Below are 20,090 nucleotides of genomic sequence, written 5' to 3'. Positions count from 1 at the left end.
TCCTCGGTGAAACCGCCACGCCACCGATCCGGGGGCTTCCTGACGGAATGGCACGGTTTCGATCATCCCGGGCCGAGCCCGCGCAACCGCGCACAGCGTGCTCCGGTCGCGTGTCGCGTGTCGCCGGCCGGAGGGCGGCGCCGTTTGGGGGGCCGGAGGCGGGGTACCCGGGGCGTCCGCCCGTCGTCGAGGGAGGGTGCCCGATGAGCACGCCGAGGCCGGGGCCCGAGCCGGACCCCGTTCCCCCGAAGCCCGCGCCGCCGCCCGACCCCGTACCGCCGCGACCGCCGGGCCCGGACCAGCCGGGTCCCGGTCAGCCGGGGCCCAGGCCCGGCCCGCGGCCGGGGGCCGGCACCGGTGGGGGGACACCGTCGGAGAAGAGTCCGTCGGGCAGGGGATAGGTTCGGGCCAGAGGTCACGTCTGAGGTACGACAGACCAACGACGAGACCCTCTGGAGGGGTTCATGACCGTCACCACCACCCTGAGGCGCACCCTGCTGGCGAGCGGCGTCGCCGTCGCCGGGGCCGCGCTCCTGTTCTCCCCGACCGCGCACGCGGGCGAGGTGGAGACGCTCGGTGGGATGGACCTGATCGAGGTCGCGCCCTACGAGGCGGTGGAGATCAACGCCGAGAACGTGATGGGCCTGCTCCCCGAGGGCAAGCAGAACTACGTCGTCTCCGACCCGGCCGCCTTCGACGAGGCGGTCGAGTCGGCCAGGGAACTGGTCGGCGACGACATCCGCCCGAACAGCATCAGCGCCGGCGTCTCCTCCGTGGACGGCCAGGTCGAGCTGATCACCGGGGCCTGGCGCCTCGACGAGGGCGTGCCGCACATCGAGATCGTCGCCGAGGGCGCCGACTTCGGCTACTACGCGCAGCCGGTGGCGCTGGAGGACGTGGACGGCTGGGGCACCTACTACTTCGACCCGGTCGCCGCCGGCGTCGAGGGCGACGCCTTCACCATCACCGCCAGCGACGCCGACGGCGACGTGATCGACGAGATCGAGATCGCGACCGGCTTCTGAGTCCGCTCACGACCCACACCCCCACATGACTCGAACATCCGAGGCCCACGAGGCCGAGTTCAGGAGCTTCGCGGTCAGCCGGTGGCCCCGGATGCTGCGCACGGCGTACCTCCTGACCGGCCACCACCACGACGCGGAAGACCTGGTGCAGGTGGCGCTGGCCAAGTCCTACGCCCAGTGGCACCGTGTCGCGCAGGCGAACGATCCGGACGCCTACGCGTGGCGCATCATGATCAACGCCCATCGGGACCGTGTCCGCGGGCTTCGGGTGTTCGAATGGCTGACCACCCGGTTTCCGGAGCGGAGCGATCGCGACCGGACCGAACAGGTGCTGGCCCGCGACGTGTTGGCGCACGCACTGCGAAGGCTCCCGGCACGGCAACGTGCCGCCGTCGTCCTGCGTTATGTCGAGGACCGCACCGAGACCGAGGTGGCGACGCTGTTGGGGGTCCGGCTCGGCACCGTACGCAGCCGGGCGGCGCGTGGCTTGGAGAAGCTGCGTGCCGACCCGGCCGTTCGCGTGCTGCGTCCGGAAGGGAGCAGGAGGTGACCAGCCGTGGCGGATGAGGAGGACACGTTCCTCGTGGAGCTGCGCCGGGCGGCGCAGCGGATGGAGGCCGGCCCGGCTCCCGTCGACAGCATCGTCCGCCGGGGGCGGAAGCTCAGGGCGCGCCGGCGTGCGCTGGCGCTGGGGGGCGCCGGGGCGGCGGGCGTGCTCGCCGTCGTGCTCGCGACCGCCCCCGCCTGGTGGGGCGGAGAGAACGGCGGCCAGGACGGGGAGGAGAGCGTCACCGACCCGCCCGTCGCCACCTCGCCGGGAGAGGTGCGGGAGGTCGGGCCCGAGGAACCGGTGGTGGTCAACGACGACCTGGTGCTCGGCCTGCTCGCGGAGGGGCGGCAGAACTACTTCTTCACCGAGCCGGACACCTTCGAGGAGGCCGCCGACGAGGCCAGGGGCGTCGTCGGCGACAGCATCAACCCGGAGAGCCTCAGCCTCGACATCACCACCGAACAGGGCGTCCCGCTGGCCGTCAGCGGGTCGTGGCGGCTCGGGGAGGGCAGGCCCTCGCGGGTCGAGGTGGTCTCCGAGGAGACCACGACGACCTACGAGGCGACCGTGGTGGCGCTGGAGGGAGCCGACTGGGGCGTGTGGTTCCTCGACCCCGAGCGGCTGCCCGACCTGTCCGACGGCTACCGGGTCGTGGCCTACGACGCCGAGGGCGAGCCCTTCGACGAGCGGCGGTGGCCGTCATTCCCCTGACGCCCGCCGGTGCGCGGCCGGCCCGCCGGCCGCACGCCGGTGTCAGCGAACCGTCGCCGGTCCCAGGTCGTCCAACACGCCGGTCAGCGCCGGATACCAGGTGTCGGCCATCTTGCGGATGCCGGAGTCGTTGGGGTGGACGCCGTCCGCCGTGTCGGTCGCCGTGTCGAAGCCGGTCCACAGGTCGACCACGGTCAACGGGGACCCGCCCGTGGACAGCGCGGCGGCCCAGCCGGGGATCGCCGCGTTCAGCTCGACCACTCCGCCGCCGCAGTCGGCGCAGCCGTTGGGGTCCATCGGCAGGATCTGCGCGACCAGCACCCGGACCTCCGGGTTGTGGGCGCGCATCTGGCCGACCATCGTCGTGTAGGCCTCCAGCACGGCCTCCGTGGACAGCCCGCTCCACACGTCGTTGGTGCCCAGGGTCATCATCACCACGTCGGGGTCGGCGCCGGCCATCCAGCCGGGCAGCAGGCCGTCGCGGACGATGCCGGTGGCGAGGATGCCGCCGTGGCCCTCGTGTTCGCCGTCGAAGTCGAAGCCGCAGCCGTCGGGGGTGCGGGAGCCGACGAAGTCGACGCCGTCGGCGTAGCCGGCGTCCCGCAGGTCCTGCCAGAGCAGGGCGCGCCAGCAGCCGGGCGAGCCGGTGATCGAGTCGCCGAGCGCCATGATCCGGGTCGGCTCGGCGGCCGGGGCGGACGGTCCCGCGGCCCGCGCGGGGGAGGCGAGCAGGGTCAGCAGCAGGGCGCCGACCAGGGCGAGCAGTGCGGGGATGGCCACGATCGGCCGGGGGTTTCGGACACGCGTGCGCATGGGGGCTGCTCCAGGGTAGGGCTGGGAAACCGCCGGCGCGCGACCCGTCCCGTGACGCCGCGCTCAGCCCCACCCGGTGGCCGCCTCCCATCCTCCCGCCGCCCCACGCTCCGCTCAACGGGGCGAATCGGTCAGCTCGTCGCCCCTCGTTGACGCGGCGTCGTGACGAGGAGGCCGTGATCCAGGTCTCATTCGCCGCGCCGGCGCGTTTCGTGTCACAGCCTCGGCGGCCGGGTCCGTCGTAGGGGCAGGCGAAACGAACACCTGGGGAGCGGAGCTGGCATGTTGGGACGACTGGGCGCTGTGCTGCTGCGGCGGCGCCGCGCCGTACTGCTGGTGGCTGTGGTGCTGGCGCTGGCCGGCGCCGGCACCGGAGGGGTGCTCTTCGACCGGCTGAAGGGCGGCGGCTTCAACGACCCGGCGGCCGAGTCCAGCCGGGCGGCCGACGCCCTGGCGGAGCGCTTCGGACGCGAGGAGCTGAACCTGGTGCTGCTGGTCCGCGCCGAGGACGGCGTGGACGACCCGGGCGTGGCCGCGTACGGCGCCGACCTCGCGGCGCGGCTGGCGGCCGAGGACGGGGTGGCGCAGGTCGTCTCCTACTGGGACGAGGCGCCCGCCCCCGGGCTGCGCGCCGAGGACGGCGGAGCGGCACTGGTGCTCGCGGCGGTCGAGGGCGACGAGACGGAGGCGGGCAAGCGGCTGGCCGACCTGGAGCCCACGTACGAGGGCGAGGTGGCGGCGGGCGTCGAGATCGTCTTCGGCGGGCCGGCCGTCATCAACCAGGAGCTGAGCGAGCTGAGTGAACGTGACGCGATCCGCGGCGAACTGCTCGCGTTCCCGCTGCTGCTGATCGTGCTGATCGCCGTCTTCGGCAGCCTGCTGGCCGCCGCGCTGCCGCTGGCCGTGGGCGTCGTCACGATCCTGCTGACGCTGGGACTGCTGTGGGCGCTGGCGGGCGTGACGGACCTGTCGGTCTTCGCGGTGAACGTGGTCACCGTGCTCGGTCTGGGACTGGCCGTGGACTACAGCCTGTTGATGGTCAACCGCTACCGGGAGGAGCTGGCGGCCGGCCGGGAGCAGGCCGAGGCGATACGGCTGATGATGCTCTCCGCCGGCCGCACCGTGATCTTCTCCGCGGTGACCGTCGCCGTCACCCTGGCCAGCCTCGCCTGGTTCCCGGCGCTGGCGCTGCGTTCCATGGCGTACGCGGGGATCGCGGTCTCGCTGCTGACCGCCCTGGTCACGTTGACGGTGCTGCCGGTGCTGCTGGCCGTGCTCGGGTCGCGCGCCAACGCCGGGCGGATGCCGCGGCGGCGCGGCGGCTCCGCGGCCGGGGACGCGGTGGAGAACGGGTTCTGGCACCGGCTGGCCTCGGTGGTGATGCGCCGGGCGGTGCCGGTCGCCACGCTGGGCACGCTGCTTCTGCTGGTCCTCGGGGCCCCGTTCCTCGACATCAAGCTGGGCAGCGCCGACGAGCGCGGGCTGCCGGAGTCCTCGGCGGGCCGGCAGGTCGCCGAGGAGCTGCGGGCCGACTTCGACGCGGGCGAGTCCGACGCGCTCTCCGTGGTGCTCCCCTCGCTGCCGCCGGAGGAGAACACCGACCGACTCGCCGCCTACGCGGCGGAGCTGTCCCGGCTGGCCGACGTCTCCCGGGTGGACGCCGCGACCGGCTCCTACGTGGACGGCGTGCCGGTAGCCGAACCCGGTCCCGCGCACGCGGGGATGGTCTCCGCCGACGGCGGCGCCACCTCGTTGCAGGTGGTCCCGGAAGCGGTCGGCAACAGCGCGCTGGAGGACCTGGTGGAGGCCGCCCGCGCGGTGGAGGCGCCGGGCGAGGCCGAGGTGGGCGGCCGGGTCGCGGTGGCCATGGACAGCACGGACAGCATCCTGGACCGGCTGCCGGTCGCCGGGCTGACGCTGCTGGCCGCGATGGTGGTGCTGCTCTTCCTGCTGACCGGCAGCGTGTTGCTGCCGTTCGTCGCGATGCTGCTGAGCGCGCTCGGGCTGACGGCCGCGTTCGGCGTGCTGGTCTGGGGCTTCCAGGACGGTCATCTCTCCGGGCTGCTGGGCTTCACCGTCACCGGCGAGGTGGTCTCCACGGTTCCCGTGCTCCTCTTCGCCTGCGCCTTCGGACTCGGCATGGACTACCAGGTCTTCCTGCTCTCCCGGATCCGCGAGGAGTACGAGGGCGGTGCCGACCCCACCACGGCGGTCGCCGTCGGACTGGAGCGCGTGGGCCGGATCGTGACGGCGGCGGCCGTCGCGCTCTCGGTGGTCTTCCTCGCGTTCCTGATCTCGGAGATCTCCTTCATGCAGGCGCTGGGCGTCGGCCTGCCGCTGGCCGTGCTGATGGACGCGACGCTGATCAGGGGCGCGCTGCTGCCCGCCGCGATGAGGCTGGGCGGCGAGGCGATGTGGTGGGCGCCGCCCGCGCTGCGCCGCGTGCACGACCGCTTCGGCCTGCACGAGGGGCCGGCCGCCGGCGCGCCGACGACGACCCGGCCCGAGGCCCCGGCGCCGCTGTCGTCCGCGACCCGTCCCGAGTGAGCCCGCGCCGACCCGCGCCACGGGGGCGCGGGTCAGCGCGCGGCGCGCAGCGCCCCGTCGACCAGCTCCTCGGAGAGCCGCCACACCCGCTCGGCCTCCTCCTCGTCGCGCAGCCGGCGGAACATCCGCTGCTCGGCGGGCGGCCCGCCCAGATGGCCCAGGCCGCTCGGGCCGTAGAGCCGGCCGCCCAGCGCGTCGGGCGAGGTGGCGGCGTACAGCGCGGGTAGCCGCGCGCTGTCGACCGTGCCGACGACGAGGCCCCGCGCCGACAGCGCCCGGATCAGCCGCACGTCGAGGCCGTCCCGCTCGCGGCCCGTCTCGGGGCGGGCCGCCAGCAGGCTGGTCGGGGCGACACCCGGGTGGGAGAGGTTGCTGGTGAGGCCCCACCCCTCGGCCCGGCTGCGGCGGTCGAGCGCCAGACCGAAGAGCCCGAGCGCGATCTTGGACTGGCTGTAGGCGGGGAAGGCCCGGTACGCGCGTTCCCACTGCGGGTCGGACCAGTTCAGGGAGTGCCGGTTGGCCGCGACGCTGATCTGCGAGGTCACCCGCGCCCGGCCGGCCCTCAGCAGCGGCAGCAGCCGGGTGACCAGCGCGAAGTGCCCGAGGTGGTTGGTGCCGAACTGGAGCTCGAACCCGTCGGCGGTGGTCCGCCGTGCGGGCGGGGTCATCACGCCCGCGTTGTTGATCAGCAACCGGATCGGGCGCCCTTCGTCCCGCAGCGTCCCGGCCAGTTCCACCACCGAGGCGAGCGAGGCGAGGTCCAGCCGGCGGAGCGAGACCTCGGCGTCGGGGACGTCCTCCCGGATCGAGGCCAGCGCCGCCTCGCCCTTGCGCGGATCGCGCACCGGCAGCACGACCTCGGCCCCGGCGGCGGCGAGCCGCTTCGCGATGCCGAGACCGATGCCGTCGCTGCCCCCGGTGACGACTGCTCGCCCGCCGGAGAGGTCGGGAACGGTGAACGAGGGCGTGGTGCGGGCCATGGGGCTCCTCCTGGCGGGTCTCGCGGTGCGGACGTGTCGTCCCGACTCCACCGTCGGCGAGCGGGCCGACGACATCCAGGACCTGTCGATCCGCTGTTCCGCTGATCCACCGCTCGGCGGGCGCGAGTCCACCGCTCGGCGGGCGCGAGCGGCCGGCGTGCCGCGAAGGGGGGATCGGCGGGCCGTGGCTGCCGCACCGTTCCGGCGGTACAAAGGCGGAGACACCGCCGACGCGCGTCGGCACGACACGGGAGCGGGGAGCACGCGGGTGATCGACAGGACCGGGCTCGCGGCGTTCCTGCGGCGGCGGCGCGAGTCGCTCCAGCCGGAGGACGTCGGGCTGCCGCGCGGCCGGCGGCGCAGGACCGACGGGCTGCGGCGCGAGGAGGTCGCCTTCCTCTGCCACATGTCGACCGACTACTACGCCCGGCTCGAACGGGAACGGGGACCGCAGCCCTCGCCCGACATGATCGCGTCCATCGCCCAGGGACTGCACCTCTCCGTCGTCGAGCGCGACCACCTCTTCCGGCTGGCCGGCCACAACCCGCCGCCCAGGGGCGCGGCCAGCGACCACGTCAGCCCCGGGATGCTGCGCATCCTCGACCGGCTGGGCGACACCCCCGCAGAGATCGTCACGGAGCTGGGGGAGACGCTGCGCCAGACCCCGCTGGGCGTCGCCCTGACCGGCGACACCACCCGGTTCACCGGGCCGGAGCGCAGCATCGGCTACCGCTGGTTCACCGACCCGGCCTCCCGGCAGCTCTACGCGCCGGAGGACCATCCGGCGCTCTCCCGGCTCTTCGGCTGCGGCCTGCGCGAGATCGCCGGCCTGCGCGGCCCCGACTCCAGGGCCGCGCGCCTGGCGGAGCTGCTGTACCCGCGGAGCGAGGAGTTCCGCGCGCTGTGGGACGAACACCGGGTCGGGGTGCGACCGGACACGGTCAAGCGCTTCGTCCACCCGGAGGTCGGGCTGCTGGAGCTGAACTGCCAGTCGCTGCTCGACCTCGACCAGTCGCACCGGCTCCTCGTCTACACGGCGGAGCCCGGCACGGAGAGCTACGAACGCCTCCAGCTGCTGTCCGTGGTCGGCCCGCGCCTCGCCCCCTAGGGCCCCGGCCCCGGCCCCGGCCCCGGCCGTCCGCCGGGACGCCGTCGCCCGCTCACCCGGGCCGTCCCCTCCCGTCGCCGGGCCCGGTCCGCCGCCGGCGGGGGCGGAGCGGGAGCAACCTTCGGGGGCCGCCGTGCGTTCTGACTACGTGAGGGGGACGACCATGCCCGGGGGGAGCGCGAGGATGTCGGAGCCGGCCACGGAGACGCGCGCCCAGGAGGGCTCGGCCTGGCGGGTGCTGCTGGGGTATGTCCGCCCGCACCGTTGGGCGTTGCTGCTCGGCGCCACGCTGTCGCTGATCACCGGGGCCACCGGGCTCGCGCTGCCGCTGGTGGCCCGTTCGCTCATCGAGAGCCTGGACGACGACGGCGGGATCGCCCGGGAGCTGTTCCTGCTCACCGGTCTGGTGGTGACCAACGCGGCGCTCGGCGCCCTCGGTTACTACGTGCTGTCGCGCACCGCCGAGTCCGTGGTGCTGACCGCGCGCCGTTCGTTGACCTCCTATCTGCTGCGGCTGCGCGTCTCCGCCGTGGACGGCAGCGAGCCGGGCGACCTGCTCTCCCGCGCCACCTCCGACACCACGCTGCTGCGCGCGATGACCACCCAGTCGCTGATCGGCCTCGGCACGGGCGGGCTCACGCTGGTGGCGACGCTGGTGATGATGGCCCTCGTCGATCCGGTGCTGCTGGCCGTCACGCTCGGCGTGATAGCCGTGGCCGGCGTGGTCATCGGCTTCATCGCCCCGTTGATCAACCGCGCCAGCAAGCGCGCGCAGCAGTCCGTCGGCGACATGGGCGCCAGCCTGGAGCGGGTGCTGGGCGCGCTGCGCACGGTGAAGGCGGCCGGCGCCGAGGCGCGGGAGGAGCGCACCGTGCACGAGGCGGCGGAGCGGTCCTGGCGGGCCAGCGTCACCTCCGCCAAGTGGGGCGCGATCGCGGGGAACACGATGGGCCTGGCCGTCCAGGGCGCGTTCCTCACCGTGCTGGCGGTCGGCGGCGCGCGCGTGGCGACGGGGACGATCGACATCGGCACCCTGGTGGCCTTCCTGCTCTACGTGTTCTACCTGATCTCCCCGCTGCAGGAAGTGGTCACCGCCGTCACCCAGTACCAGGTCGGCTCGGCGGCGATCAGCCGGATCCGCGAGGTGTGGGCGATGCCGGCGGAGCCGGTCTCCGAGGGGCGGCCGCGCCCGGCCGGCGGGGCGCCGGCGGCGGTGACGTTCGAGGGCGTGCGCTTCCGCTACGCGCCCGAGCTGCCGGCCGTGCACCACGGGGTGGACTTCCATGTGCCGGCGCGCGGGATGACGGCGTTCGTCGGGCCTTCCGGGGCGGGCAAGACCACGGTCTTCTCCCTGATCGAGCGGTTCTACGACGCGACCGAGGGCCGGGTGCTGCTCGACGGCCGCGACGTGCGCGAGTGGGACCTGGCCGAGCTGCGGGCGGCGATCGGCTATGTCGAGCAGGACGCGCCGGTGCTCTCCGGGACCCTCCGGGACAACCTGCTCTTCGGCGCGCCCGAGACCTCCGACGCGGCGCTGGAGGAGACGCTGCGCACGGCGCGGCTGACGTCGCTGGTCGAGCGGCTGCCCGAGGGGCTGGAGACGGTGGTGGGCCATCGCGGCACCAAGCTCTCCGGCGGCGAACGCCAACGGGTCGCCATCGCACGGGCGTTGCTGCGTCAGCCCAGGCTGCTGCTGTTGGACGAGGCGACCTCGCAGCTGGACGCGGTCAACGAGGCGGCGCTGCGCGACACGGTGGCCGACGTGGCCCGCCGCACCACGGTGCTGGTGGTCGCGCACCGGCTCTCGACGGTGACCTCCGCGGACCGGATCGTGGTCCTGGAGGCCGGCCGGGTCCGGGCGGTCGGCACCCACGCGGAGCTGGTGGCGGCCAGCGGGCTGTATGCCGAGCTGGCCGCCACGCAGTTCCTCGCGGAGCGCGGTGAACACGGGGGGCGCGAAGAGGCGGCCGACGTCCCCGTCGTCGACGTCACCGCCGGGCCAGCCAGCTGACGATCACCCCGCCGTCGAACGACCGCCGGTCGGTGACGGTGAAGACCGTCGGGTCGAACCCCCCGTCCACCATCGGCACTCCGGCGCCCGCGACGACCGGATAGCTCTTGATCACCAGCTCGTCGATCTCGGGCAGCAGCGTCCCGGCGAGCTTCCCGCCGCCGCAGAGCCAGATGTCCTTGTCCGACTCCTCCCGCTTCAACGCCCGCACCAGGCCGACCGGGTCCTCGCGGACCACGGTGATCCCGGCCTCCGGGTTCTCCGGCAGGCTGCGGGAGATCACGTACTGCCGCAGGTGGGCGTAGGGGCTCGGCCGCCCCTCGCGGAGGCCGGGCTCGTAGCTGCCGAGCCCCATCAGCACGGTGTCGAACCGCCGGTTCTCCGCGTCGGTGACGCCGACCTGCTCGCGGTAGGCGGTGGGAACGGTCTCCGGAAACCGCTCGATCATCCAGGCCGAGTAGGCGGCGGCCTGCTTCTCGTCGCCCGCGTAGTAGAAGTCGAACTCCCCGCCGGGGCCCGCGATCCGCCCGTCGAGGGAGTTCGCGAAGTAGTAAACAAGCTTGCGCATGGGGGCTCCCGCCTGTCGCTGCCTTGTCGTGACCGCTCCACCAGAAGTACTCTGGCTGGAGTGGTTTGAATGTAGTACTACAACTGGAGTGGTGTCAATGGTGCGCAGAAACGACGAGCGGAGGGCGGCCCTCCTCGACGCCGCGATCGAGGTGCTGGCCGCCCAGGGGGCGCGCGGGCTCACCTTCCGCGCCGTGGACGCCGAGGCGGGGGTGCCGGGCGGCACGACCTCGAACTACTTCGCCAACCGCGACCAACTCCTCACCCAGGCCGGCTCCCGGGTCTACGAACGGCTCGTGCCCGACGAGGCCACCGTCGCCGCGCACCAGTCCGGGCCCGCCGACACCGAGCGGTACGCGGAGCTGATGAGCGACCTCGTCGCCCGGGTCAGCGGCTTCCGCAGCGGCTATCTCGCCTTCCTCGAACTGCGTCTGGAGGCCACCCGCCGCCCCGAGCTGCGCCGGCTGCTCACCGAACGGGTGCGCGCCGACATCGCGCACAACGTCGCGGCGCAGGAGGCCTCCGGCCTCCCCGGCGACGCCACCGCGGTCAAGCTGCTGATCTGCGCCTACAACTGGCTGATCGTCGAACAGCTCACGTTGCCCGAGGTGTTCGACGAGACGGAGCGCGCCGAGCTGATCCGCGCCGCGGTCGACCGCGTGGTCGGGGCGGCCTGACCGGCCGGCCCGAGACGGCCGACCACCCACCCGGGCCGTCCTGGTGCGTTGTCGTCCGCGGCCGGGCACGGACGCCCCGCGCGGGGTCAGGCCGGCAACGCGCCCGGGGCGCCCGGGCCCGTCGCCGTCCCCGTGCGGACGACCCGCTTGCCGACGCCGCCGCCCCGTTCCAACGCCCGGTGGGCGTCCGCCACTTCGGTCAGCGGGTGGGTCGACGCCACCACCGGTCGCAACTCGCCGCGCGTCACATGGGCGGCCAGCGCGTCCAGGTCGGGGCGGCGGATGTCGCCGCTGAAGAAGCGCATCCGCCCGGACCCGTGCACGACCGAGAAGGCGATGGCCAGGGCGGTGCGCGGATGCGTCGGCGCGATCGCGACCATCCGGCCGCGCGGGCGCAGCCGGCGGCGCCAGGCCGGCAGTCCCGGGGCGCCGGCCGTGTCCAGGATCACGTCGAAACGCCCCAGTTCCGCGGGGCGCGCCGCGCGGTAGTCCACCACCTCGTCCGCGCCGAGCGCGCGCACCGCCGCCAGCGTCGACTCCCCGGCCAGCGCGGTGACATGCGCGCCCAGCGCGTGGCCGAGCACCACCGCCGCGCTGCCCACCCCGCCCGCGCCGCCCCGCACCAGCAACCGTTGTCCGGCGCGCAGCCGTCCCCGGGTCAGCAGCGCGCTGACGGCGGTCGCCCCCACGCCGGGCAGCGCCGCCGCCTCGACCGGGTCGAGCCCCTCGGGCCTGGGACCCAGCCGTGCCGCGTCGACCACCACCGCCTCGGCGGCCGCGCCGACCGGCGCGAAGACCGAGGCGCGCGGCAGCAGCCCCCACACCCGCTGTCCCACGACGACATCGTTGACCCCGGGGCCGAGGCGTTCGACCTCCCCCGAGACGTCGAGCCCGGTGCCGAACGGGGGCCGACGCCGCGACATCCACCGCAGCCGACCGGCACGTGCGTGCAGGTCGCCGCCGTTGACGCTGGTGGCGTGGACCCGCACCCGCACCTGCCCGGCGGCGGGTTCCGGGTCGGGCACCTCCTCCACCCGCAGGACGTCGGGCGGACCGTGACGGTGGTAGCGGGCGGCGAGCACGGCGGGACCTCCTGGCGGGACGGCGGCGGCTTACGCTGGCCGAAGGTAATGTCGGCGCGCCGCGGGCCGGCGGGGTCGACGGGTAAGTGAGAGGAACCGGCATGGAACCTTCTCAGCCGCCCCCCGCCCGACCGCGCGCCGACGCCGGGGAGCACCGGCTGCGTGCCGACGCCGAGCGGAACCGGGAGCGGATCGTCGCGGCGGCCCGCGCCGTCTTCGCGGAGTCCGGCGAACGCGCCCCGGTCAGCCGGGTCGCCCGCCGCGCCGGGGTGGGCGTGGCGACGCTGTACCGCAGGTTCCCCACGCGCGAGGACCTGGTGGAAGCGGCGTGCGCCGACCAACGGGCCGAGTGCCACGGGGCGTTGCGACGGCTGGAGGCATACCCTGACCCGTGGGAGGCCGTGCGCGAGACGGTGCTGCTGCTGTGCGCGACGCAACTGCGGGACCGGAATTTCACCGCCCGCGCGCTGGCGGAGGTCGAGGCGGGGCGTACCAAGGGGCTGGCCGAGGAGTTGGGGCGGCTGGACGCGATCCTGGCGCGGGCCCGCGTGGCGGGGGTGGTACGCCGTTCCGTCGACCGGGGGGATCTGTGCCTGCTGGCGCTGGGGCACGCCGGGGTGGTGGCCGCCGCCGGCCGCGATCCGTGGCCGGCCTCCCGCCGGTACGCCGAACTCGCGCTGTTGGCGCTGCGCGCGCAGCCGCCCAGGGCGGGGTCACCGGCGTGAACCGTCCCGCCGGGGGCGGTGTTTCCGGTCAGGCGGGGGCGGCGCGGAATCGGCCGGTTCTCGTCGGCTCCGACGGCGCGTCGGCTGCGGGGGTGCGGACAGAAGGGGGCGTTCTGTCTCCATGGGGCGTGCGCGGCGGGGCACGGAACGGGTGGGGGATGGGGAGAGATCTCCGCAGAGGTGGGGAAACGGTCACCGCGCCGACCGGATGGCGCGGTAACCGTCACGGTCAATCACCAAGGAATGGCCGAAAGTAGCCCCTCTCCGTCCCCCTTCCGGCCGCCGGGACGGCCGGAAGGGGCCCCCGACCGTTCAGATCGCCGGGCGGGCCTGCGACCAGCCGGGGACGCCCCCGGAACCGAGCCGTTCCACCTGGGAGGTGAACTCGGCCGCCATCTGCTGGGCCTCGCTCTGCGCCGGCGACTGGTGCGTGATGTTCACCGCGACGGTGAGCACCCCGCTCACCGGTGCCTTGGGCGAGAGCCGCACGGGGGTGCAGGTGAAGGTGAAGTTCTGCGGTGTCGTCGCGTCGTAGGAGGCGATCCTGGCCTCGGCCAGGCTGGCCGTCTGGCCGGTGTGGTACGCCCGGTCCATGGTCGCGAAGACGCCCACGGCGTCGAGACCGGGCAGCGACTCCCGCCCCGCGCTCAGCTGCTGGACCCGCCCGAACGAGGCGCCCTGCTTGGCGTTGGCGTAGCGCAGCAGGTGGTTCGGACCCTGGGTCAGCATGATCGGGAACGGCGCGCCGTCGAAGACGGCGAACATCTCCTGCTGCTGGGTCAGCAGGCTGTCCCGCAGCTGGAACTCGGAGAGCAGGGTCTCGGCGAGGTTCTGCATCCCCTCCATGTGGCGGGAGTCCCACTGGCGGGGACGCATGTCGGCGACGCAGACGGTGCCGAGGATCTGCCCGGTGTGGTCGAGCAGCGGGGTGCCGAGGTAGGCGCGCACGCCCATCTCGTTGACCAGCGGGTTGCCCTTGAACCTGGGGTAGTCGAAGACGTCGTCCAGGGCCAACTGGGAGCCCTGCGCCACGACATGGGGGCAGAACCCGTAGTCGACCGGCGCCTCGCGGGCTATCTCGGGGATGTTGTTGAGGTCGAAGGCTATGCCCCGGCCGTCGCTCTCCAGGCCGGCGTTCTCCTCGGCCGCGACCGGGGGCGTGTACATACCACGGAACATCTGGCGCTCGTCGCTGATGAAATTGACCATGGCAAGGGGTGCCTGCGCGAGACTGCCGGCCAGCCGGGCGATGCGGTCAAACTTTGCCTCGGGCTCGGAGTCGTTCAGACCGAGAAGCTGCAACCGCCGCCTGCGCTGCTCACCCTCGTTGGGGGCTTGATCGGGTGTCAGGGGCTTCATGGCCCACATGAAACCAGAACCGAACCCCGGTGCGCCGCCCCGCCGGGGGAGTTGGGGCTCCTTTTGTCACGCGGCGCTCGTCACACCTTGCTCCCCTGTCTCACCGTTCGCTCACGCCGCCGAAGACAGGGCAACCCCTCAGCTTGTCCAGATCCGGACCTCCTCAATCCTCGCGCGCTCAGTTCCCGTCATTCCCGATCAGAAACGGGCGGAACTCCCTAGGTCGTACGACAATCTTCCGATGGGATCGATGACTTCGGGTGGCAACGTGTCGCGGTCACTGCCGGCGGGTACCCCGCAGGGCGGGTGTGTCCGGTGAGGCAGGGGACGCCCCGACTGGTCACTTGTGTACCGGAATCTGAACGAACAAGTGCGTGCCATCACCGTAAAGAGCCGGTTAAGAACAGTGAGTTGATCGCCTACTTTCGCGTAGGGTGCGTCTGCCGTGTCCGTCGCCCGCGTCACTTCGTCAGTCACGAGGTCATGAGACAGCCGAGAGCAAGCCTCCACGCCGGTACCGCCGAGGTCCAAGTCCGGCCATTTCCGGCAGGTCGGGCGGGTATCGCGCCCGATTCGCTCCACACGCACCGGACTGTCCGGAACCGCGTGCCCGTTGCCGTCGGACCCCCGGGCAAGGTTGCTCCGAATTGGGGGCGGCCTGATCCCTCGTCATGGATGGCGTTTCCCGCTCGCGGACGGCACCATGCCCTGTCGTAAGGCATATGACCGAGGCACCAGACACCCAGAAGAGCGGGGCTGACCACAGACGAGCGAAGAACCCGTATCGGAGTTGGCGCGATACCACTCCCCTGACCACGGGGGTGGCCTACCGATAGGGGCACGGGGGCGGACGACGAGTCCGGCCCCGCACAAGTTCGGCCAGGCAGCGGAACGACCCGCGAGCGAACAACTACGGACAGGCAGGACAACACCCAGCTTCTCTACGGGGAGTAGGCGCCCGCTCCGCGAAGCGCCACCGTCAGGCACCCCCGCACCACCCGAGCACCACGCAACGAACACCGCACCACCGCAGGGACGTCAGAGAAACGAAGGAGTTGACTGGTGAAGAGTTCGACAGCGGAGGTCGAGGAACGCGCGGTCGCGGTGATCGGCACAGCCTGCCGGCTCCCTGGCGCCGATGACCCCGACCAACTCTGGGAGGTGCTGCGCGCCGGCCTGGACGCGACCAGCGACACCCCCGCCGACCGGTACGACGTGGACGCCCTCTACTCCCCGCACGCGACGCCCGGCACCGTCGGCGCCCGGCGGGCCGGATACGTGCGCGGCATGGCCGACTTCGACGCCGAGTTCTTCGGGATCTCCGCCGCGGAGGCCACCGAACTCGACCCCCAGCAGCGCCTGCTGCTCATGGCGACCTGGGAGGCGCTGGAGGACGCGGGGCAGCTCCCCCGCGACCTCGCCGGCACCCGCACCGGCGTCTATGTCGGCGCCGCCCGCTCCGACTTCCTGGAGGAGCAGTACCGGCGCGGCCTCACCGCGGTCACCCCCGCCGCGTTCCACAACTACCGCTCGCTGCTGGCCGCCCGCGTCTCGCACGAGTTCGACCTGCGCGGGCCGAGCGTCGTCTACGACACGGCCTGCTCCTCCTCGCTGACCGCCGTGCACTCCGCCGTGCTGAGCCTGCGCGCCGGCGAGACCAGGCTGGCGATCGTCGCCGGCGTCAACCTGCTGCTCCGCCCGGACGAGGGCGTGCTGATGACGCAGGCCGGCTCGCTCTCCAGCGACGGCCGGGTGAAGTTCGGCTCCGCCGACGCCGACGGCTTCGCGCCCAGTGACGCGGTCGGCGTGGTGGTGCTCAAGCCGCTGCGGCAGGCGATAGCCGACGGCGACCGGGTCCGCGCGGTGATCGCCGGCAGCGCCCTCGGCAACGACGGCCAGACCAGCGACTCCGTGCTGACGCCCTCGCTCGACGGCCAGCGCGACGTGCTGCGTTGGGCCTACGAGGACGCCGGCATATGCCCGGCGGACGTGGACTTCGTCGAGGCGCACGGCGCCGGGTCCCCGACCCTCGACCCCCTCGAACTCACCGCCCTCGGCGAGGTGCTGGGCGAGGGCCGCCCCGCGGAACGCCCCTGCCTGGTGGGCTCGGTGAAGAGCAACATCGGCCACGCCGAGGCCGCCGGCGGCATCGCCGGGCTCATCAAGACGGTGCTGGCGCTGGAACACGGCCAGGTGCCGCCGAGCCTCAACGTCGCCCGCCTCAACCCCACCGTCGCCTGGGACCGTCTGCCGCTGGCCCTCGCCACCCGGCTTCAGGACCTTCCCACGGCGGGCCGCCCCGCCATCGCCGGTGTCAGCGGTCAGGGATCGTCGGCGCTCAACGCCCACGTGGTGGTGCGTCAGGGCGAGACGCTCACCTCCCGGCACGCCGACCCCCGAAACCCCGGCGGTGACGAGGAGGTCTGCCTGCTGACGCTCTCGGCCCGTTCCATCCCCGCGCTCCAGGACCTGGTGCGTTCCTACGTCGACTACCTGTCGCCCGGCGGCCGGGGCGCGGAGTTCGCGCTCGGCGACATCTGCTTCAGCGCGGCGACCCGGCGCGAGCACCACCCGTTCCGGGTGGCCGTGATGGCCGGCAGCCACGAGGCGATGGTGCGCGCGCTGACCGACCCGGGCCGGATCGCCGACCCCGAGGTCGCCTCGCTGCCGCTGGCCGCCGCGGCCGAGCAGTACCGGCGCGGCCACGACGTGCGCTGGGAGAGCGTCTTCGGCCCCGACCACCTCTACGTTCCGCTGCCCACCTACCCCTGGCAGACCCGCCGCTACTGGCCGGGCGAGCGGACGGCCGAGGTCCCGGCCGCCGGCTCCGACCTCGCCACGACGGTGCTGCGCGAGCACGCCAGGAGCACCTCGGCCGACTACTCCGACGGCTCGCTCCTGGCCGACATGGGCATCGACTCCCTCGCCCGGGTGCGGATCATCCTGCGGCTGGCCTCCGACCACGGCTACGAGGTGGAGGCCGAGGAGCTGGCGGGGCTGCGCACCGTGGGCGACTTCCGCAACTGGCTGCACGTGCTGGAGGCCCAGGCAGCATGAACAGTGGGCGTGTGACGCTCTGGGACTGGTTCGCCGACTCGGCGGAGCGGCACCCCGACCAACCGGCGCTTGAGGTGGGCCCCGAGCGGCTCAGCTACGGGGAGCTGCGCCGGCTGGTCGAGGGGCTCGCCGTGCGGATGCTGGCGGTCAACGGCGGCCGGCCGCCGGGCGCCGTCGGCCTGACGGCCGCCCGCTCGGTCGCCGCCTATGTCGGCTACCTGGCGGCCCTCCGGGTCGGCGCCACCCTGGTGCCGCTCAACCCGGAGGCGCCGCCGGCCCGCAACACGGCGGTCTCCGCCGCGGCCGGCGTCGAACTGGTCGTCGCCGACCCGGCGTCCGCCGACGCCACGCCGGGCGTCGTCACCCTCGCCTTCGACGCCGACGAGCTGCGCGCCCTCGCCGAGGGCGACCCCACCGCCCCGCCGAACGCCGCGACCGCACGCGACATCGCCTACCTGGTCTTCACCTCGGGCTCCACCGGCGTGCCCAAGGGCGTGCCGATCAGCCACGCCAACGTGACCTCCTATCTCGACCACGTGGTGCCGCGCGCCGAGGCCGGTCCCGGCAGCCGGATGTCCGGCACGTTCGAGCTGACCTTCGACGGCTCGGTCTACGACCTCTTCGTCGCCTGGGGCTCCGGCGCGACGCTGGTGGTGCCGAAGCGCACCCAGCTGCTGTCGCCGGTGAAGTTCATCGCCGGCAGCGAGCTGACCCACTGGTTCTCCGTGCCCTCGCTGGTGTCGTTCGCCGCGCAGCTCGGCACCCTCAAGCCGGGGGCGATGCCGACGCTGCGCTGGAGCGTCTTCGGCGGCGAGCCGCTGCCGCTGGCCGGCGCCCGCGCCTGGGCCGCCGCCGCGCCGAACAGCACGCTGGAGATCCTCTACGGGCCGAGCGAGGTGACGGTCTCCTGCACCGAGTACCGGCTGCCCGCCGACCCGGCCGACTGGCCGAGCACGGCCAACGGCACCGGGCCGCTCGGCGCCGGCTACGAGGAGTTGGAGTTCCTCCTCCTGGACGAGGACGGCGCCCCCACCGACGACGGCGAGTTGTGCGTGCGGGGCCCGCAGCGCTTCCCCGGCTATCTCGACCCGGCCAACAACGTCGGGCGCTTTCTCTCGGTTGACGCGGGTGGAACGGTGCACCCCTACACCGGCGACGAGCCGCTGACGGACGCCCACTGGTACCGCACCGGGGACCGGGTCGGCCGCCAGGACGGGCTGCTGGTCCATCTCGGCCGGGTCGACCAGCAGGTGAAGATCCGCGGCTACCGGATCGAACCGGGCGAGATCGAGGCGCTGTTGCGCGAGCAGGAGGGAGTGCGGGACGCGGCGGTCGTGGCGGTGACCGGGCCGGACGGCGAGAAGGAACTGGCGGCGGCCGTCAGCGGCGGCGAAGCCGACCCGGAACCGCTGTATTCGGCACTCGGGGATCGCCTGCCGCCCTATATGATCCCGCGTCGCATCACCGTGCTTGACAACCTGCCGTTGAATGCCAACGGAAAAATCGATCGCCGCGCGCTGGTCGGGACCTTCGAATCCGGTCATTCCTGAAAGCGGTCACCGCGCCGGCGCACCGGCCGGAAACCGTTCCGAAAGAACGAGAATTGGCCGCCCCGGCCGCAATAGCCGACTGTCAGTGAGGCTCACACATGTCCGATGCGTTCGACGCCATCGTGGTCGGCGCGCGCTGCGCCGGTTCGCCGACGGCGATGCTGCTCGCCAGGGCCGGATACCGGGTGCTCCTGCTTGACCGGGCGGAATTCCCGTCCGACACGCTTTCCACGCATCTCATCCACCAGCCGGGGGTGGCGGCGCTGGCGCGCTGGGGGCTGCTGGGGCGCGTGGTGGATTCCGGTTGCCCGCCGCTGGGCCGGGTGACGTACCAGGTCGGCGACGTGCGGCTGACCGGCGGCGGACGTGGCGTCGAGGGGCAGCGCGCGGGCTACGCGCCCCGGCGTTTCCTGCTCGACCCGATCCTGCTGGAGGGCGCCGTCGAGGCCGGCGTCGAGTTCCGCGGCCGCTGCACGGTCACCGACCTGCTGCGCGACGAGGACGGCCGGGTGGTCGGGGTGGCCGGCACGCACCGGGGGAAGGCGTTCCGCGAACGGGCGCGGCTGGTGGTCGGCGCCGACGGGATGCGCTCGAAGGTCGCCGCCCTCGTCGACGCCCCCTTCACCTCCCAGAAACCCACGCTGACCTGCGCCTACTACTCCTACTGGGAGGATGTGCCGGCCTGTCTCGAACTCTACGAGCGGCCCGGCGCCTGGGTCGCGGCCGTGCCCACCAACGCGGGCGCGACGCTGGTGCTCGCCTACTTCCCGCAGGAGCGTTTCGACGAGGTGCGGCGCGACGCGGAGACCGCCTACACCGAGCAGATCAGGTCCACCGCCCCCGAGCTGTTCGCCAGGCTGACGGGGAAACGGCAGGTGGAGAGGTTGCGCGGCACCGGCGACCAGCGGAACTTCTTCCGCCGGGCCACCGGCCCCGGATGGGCCCTGGTCGGGGACGCCGGCCACCACAAGGACTCGATCACCGCGCGCGGCATCAGCGACGCCTTCTTCCAGGCCGAGTCCCTGGCGCGGCACATCGGCGAAGGGCTCGCCGACCCCGCGCGGCTGGCGAGCGCGCTGGACGCCTACGCGGCCGACCGAGACGCGACGCTGACGAGCGGTTTCGAGGCGACACTCGGAGTGGCGCGGCTGGAAGTCCACGAGGAGCGGCTGTCGTTGCTGCGCGCGATACGCCAGGACGAGGAGTTGACCTCGATCTACTTCGACCTGGTGGCCGGGGTCGGCTCTTCCGAGTCGCTCTACACTCCCCGGTTGATGGCGTTGTTGTGAAGCTTCACGGGACAGGTGAAGGGAGGGCAGAGGGGCGGG

The 20,090-nt window shown here is 73.4% G+C and carries 16 protein-coding genes; 11 read left to right on the top strand and 5 right to left on the bottom strand.

Annotated features, from left to right (window positions below; translation table 11 throughout):
* Nucleotides 1-464 precede the first annotated feature (464 nt).
* The 3 genes from CRP51_RS24645 (at nt 465) to CRP51_RS24635 (ending at nt 2,286) form a co-directional block, all read left to right on the top strand.
* Complete coding sequence (locus CRP51_RS24645; protein ID WP_097233535.1) at nt 465-1,025, top strand: hypothetical protein; 561 nt, start codon at nt 465-467, stop codon at nt 1,023-1,025.
* Nucleotides 1,026-1,116: 91 nt separating this feature from the next.
* Entirely contained in the window at nt 1,117-1,575 is a 459-nt protein-coding gene (locus CRP51_RS24640) for a SigE family RNA polymerase sigma factor (RefSeq protein WP_439333213.1), read from the top strand.
* Nucleotides 1,576-1,581: 6 nt separating this feature from the next.
* Nucleotides 1,582-2,286, top strand: a complete 705-nt coding sequence (locus tag CRP51_RS24635; RefSeq protein WP_097233533.1) for a hypothetical protein — start codon at nt 1,582-1,584, stop codon at nt 2,284-2,286.
* Nucleotides 2,287-2,328: 42 nt separating this feature from the next.
* Here the strand turns inward: CRP51_RS24635 and CRP51_RS24630 are convergent, their stop codons facing one another.
* A complete protein-coding gene (locus CRP51_RS24630; RefSeq protein WP_097233532.1) occupies nt 2,329-3,099 on the bottom strand; it encodes an SGNH/GDSL hydrolase family protein in 771 nt (256 codons plus the stop codon).
* A gap of 282 nt (nt 3,100-3,381) precedes the next feature.
* Here CRP51_RS24630 and CRP51_RS24625 point away from each other — a divergent pair, with 282 nt between their 5' ends.
* Nucleotides 3,382-5,646, top strand: coding sequence for an MMPL family transporter (locus CRP51_RS24625; RefSeq protein ID WP_097233531.1), 2,265 nt, complete (start codon nt 3,382-3,384; stop codon nt 5,644-5,646).
* Nucleotides 5,647-5,678: 32 nt separating this feature from the next.
* Here the strand turns inward: CRP51_RS24625 and CRP51_RS24620 are convergent, their stop codons facing one another.
* Nucleotides 5,679-6,626: an SDR family oxidoreductase gene (locus tag CRP51_RS24620; protein WP_097233530.1), complete on the bottom strand. Its 948-nt coding sequence runs from the start codon at nt 6,624-6,626 to the stop codon at nt 5,679-5,681.
* A 268-nt stretch (nt 6,627-6,894) separates the two neighbouring features.
* On the opposite strand from CRP51_RS24620, the gene CRP51_RS24615 reads away from it, so the two are divergent.
* Together CRP51_RS24615 and CRP51_RS24610 are read left to right on the top strand one after the other, a co-directional pair.
* A complete protein-coding gene (locus CRP51_RS24615) occupies nt 6,895-7,734 on the top strand; it encodes a helix-turn-helix transcriptional regulator (RefSeq protein WP_097233529.1) in 840 nt (279 codons plus the stop codon).
* A 184-nt stretch (nt 7,735-7,918) separates the two neighbouring features.
* Nucleotides 7,919-9,745, top strand: a complete 1,827-nt coding sequence (locus tag CRP51_RS24610; protein WP_097233528.1) for an ABC transporter ATP-binding protein — start codon at nt 7,919-7,921, stop codon at nt 9,743-9,745.
* Here the strand turns inward: CRP51_RS24610 and CRP51_RS24605 are convergent.
* Nucleotides 9,723-10,313, bottom strand: a complete 591-nt coding sequence (locus CRP51_RS24605; RefSeq protein WP_097233527.1) for a dihydrofolate reductase family protein — start codon at nt 10,311-10,313, stop codon at nt 9,723-9,725. The genes CRP51_RS24610 and CRP51_RS24605 overlap by 23 nt on opposite strands.
* 97 nt (nt 10,314-10,410) lie before the next feature.
* Between CRP51_RS24605 and CRP51_RS24600 the strand changes: the two genes are divergently transcribed.
* Nucleotides 10,411-10,989 (top strand): TetR/AcrR family transcriptional regulator, encoded by a 579-nt coding sequence (locus tag CRP51_RS24600; protein WP_097233526.1) that lies wholly within the window; start codon nt 10,411-10,413, stop codon nt 10,987-10,989.
* Nucleotides 10,990-11,075: 86 nt separating this feature from the next.
* Here CRP51_RS24600 and CRP51_RS24595 read toward each other — a convergent pair whose 3' ends face one another.
* Nucleotides 11,076-12,071 (bottom strand): NAD(P)-dependent alcohol dehydrogenase, encoded by a 996-nt coding sequence (locus CRP51_RS24595; protein ID WP_097233525.1) that lies wholly within the window; start codon nt 12,069-12,071, stop codon nt 11,076-11,078.
* A gap of 101 nt (nt 12,072-12,172) precedes the next feature.
* On the opposite strand from CRP51_RS24595, the gene CRP51_RS29210 reads away from it, so the two are divergent.
* On the top strand, nt 12,173-12,796 hold the full coding sequence (locus tag CRP51_RS29210; protein WP_212615984.1) for a TetR/AcrR family transcriptional regulator: 624 nt from the start codon (nt 12,173-12,175) through the stop codon (nt 12,794-12,796).
* A 312-nt stretch (nt 12,797-13,108) separates the two neighbouring features.
* On the opposite strand, the gene CRP51_RS24585 is transcribed toward CRP51_RS29210, so the two are convergent.
* On the bottom strand, nt 13,109-14,155 hold the full coding sequence (locus CRP51_RS24585; RefSeq protein WP_097233524.1) for a GAF domain-containing protein: 1,047 nt from the start codon (nt 14,153-14,155) through the stop codon (nt 13,109-13,111).
* A gap of 1,062 nt (nt 14,156-15,217) precedes the next feature.
* On the opposite strand from CRP51_RS24585, the gene CRP51_RS24580 reads away from it, so the two are divergent.
* The 3 genes from CRP51_RS24580 (at nt 15,218) to CRP51_RS24570 (ending at nt 20,051) form a co-directional block, all read left to right on the top strand.
* Nucleotides 15,218-17,212, top strand: coding sequence for a type I polyketide synthase (locus CRP51_RS24580; RefSeq protein WP_097233523.1), 1,995 nt, complete (start codon nt 15,218-15,220; stop codon nt 17,210-17,212).
* Nucleotides 17,209-18,762, top strand: a complete 1,554-nt coding sequence (locus CRP51_RS24575; RefSeq protein WP_097233522.1) for an AMP-binding protein — start codon at nt 17,209-17,211, stop codon at nt 18,760-18,762. The genes CRP51_RS24580 and CRP51_RS24575 overlap by 4 nt, the downstream gene beginning before the upstream one ends.
* A 98-nt stretch (nt 18,763-18,860) precedes the next feature.
* Nucleotides 18,861-20,051, top strand: a complete 1,191-nt coding sequence (locus CRP51_RS24570) for an NAD(P)/FAD-dependent oxidoreductase (RefSeq protein WP_097233521.1) — start codon at nt 18,861-18,863, stop codon at nt 20,049-20,051.
* Nucleotides 20,052-20,090: the final 39 nt, after the last annotated feature.

Source organism: Streptomyces zhaozhouensis (assembly GCF_900230195.1).
GTDB classification, from domain to species: Bacteria; Actinomycetota; Actinomycetes; order Streptomycetales; family Streptomycetaceae; genus Streptomyces; species Streptomyces zhaozhouensis.
This window is presented reverse-complemented; position numbering and strand designations above follow the sequence as displayed.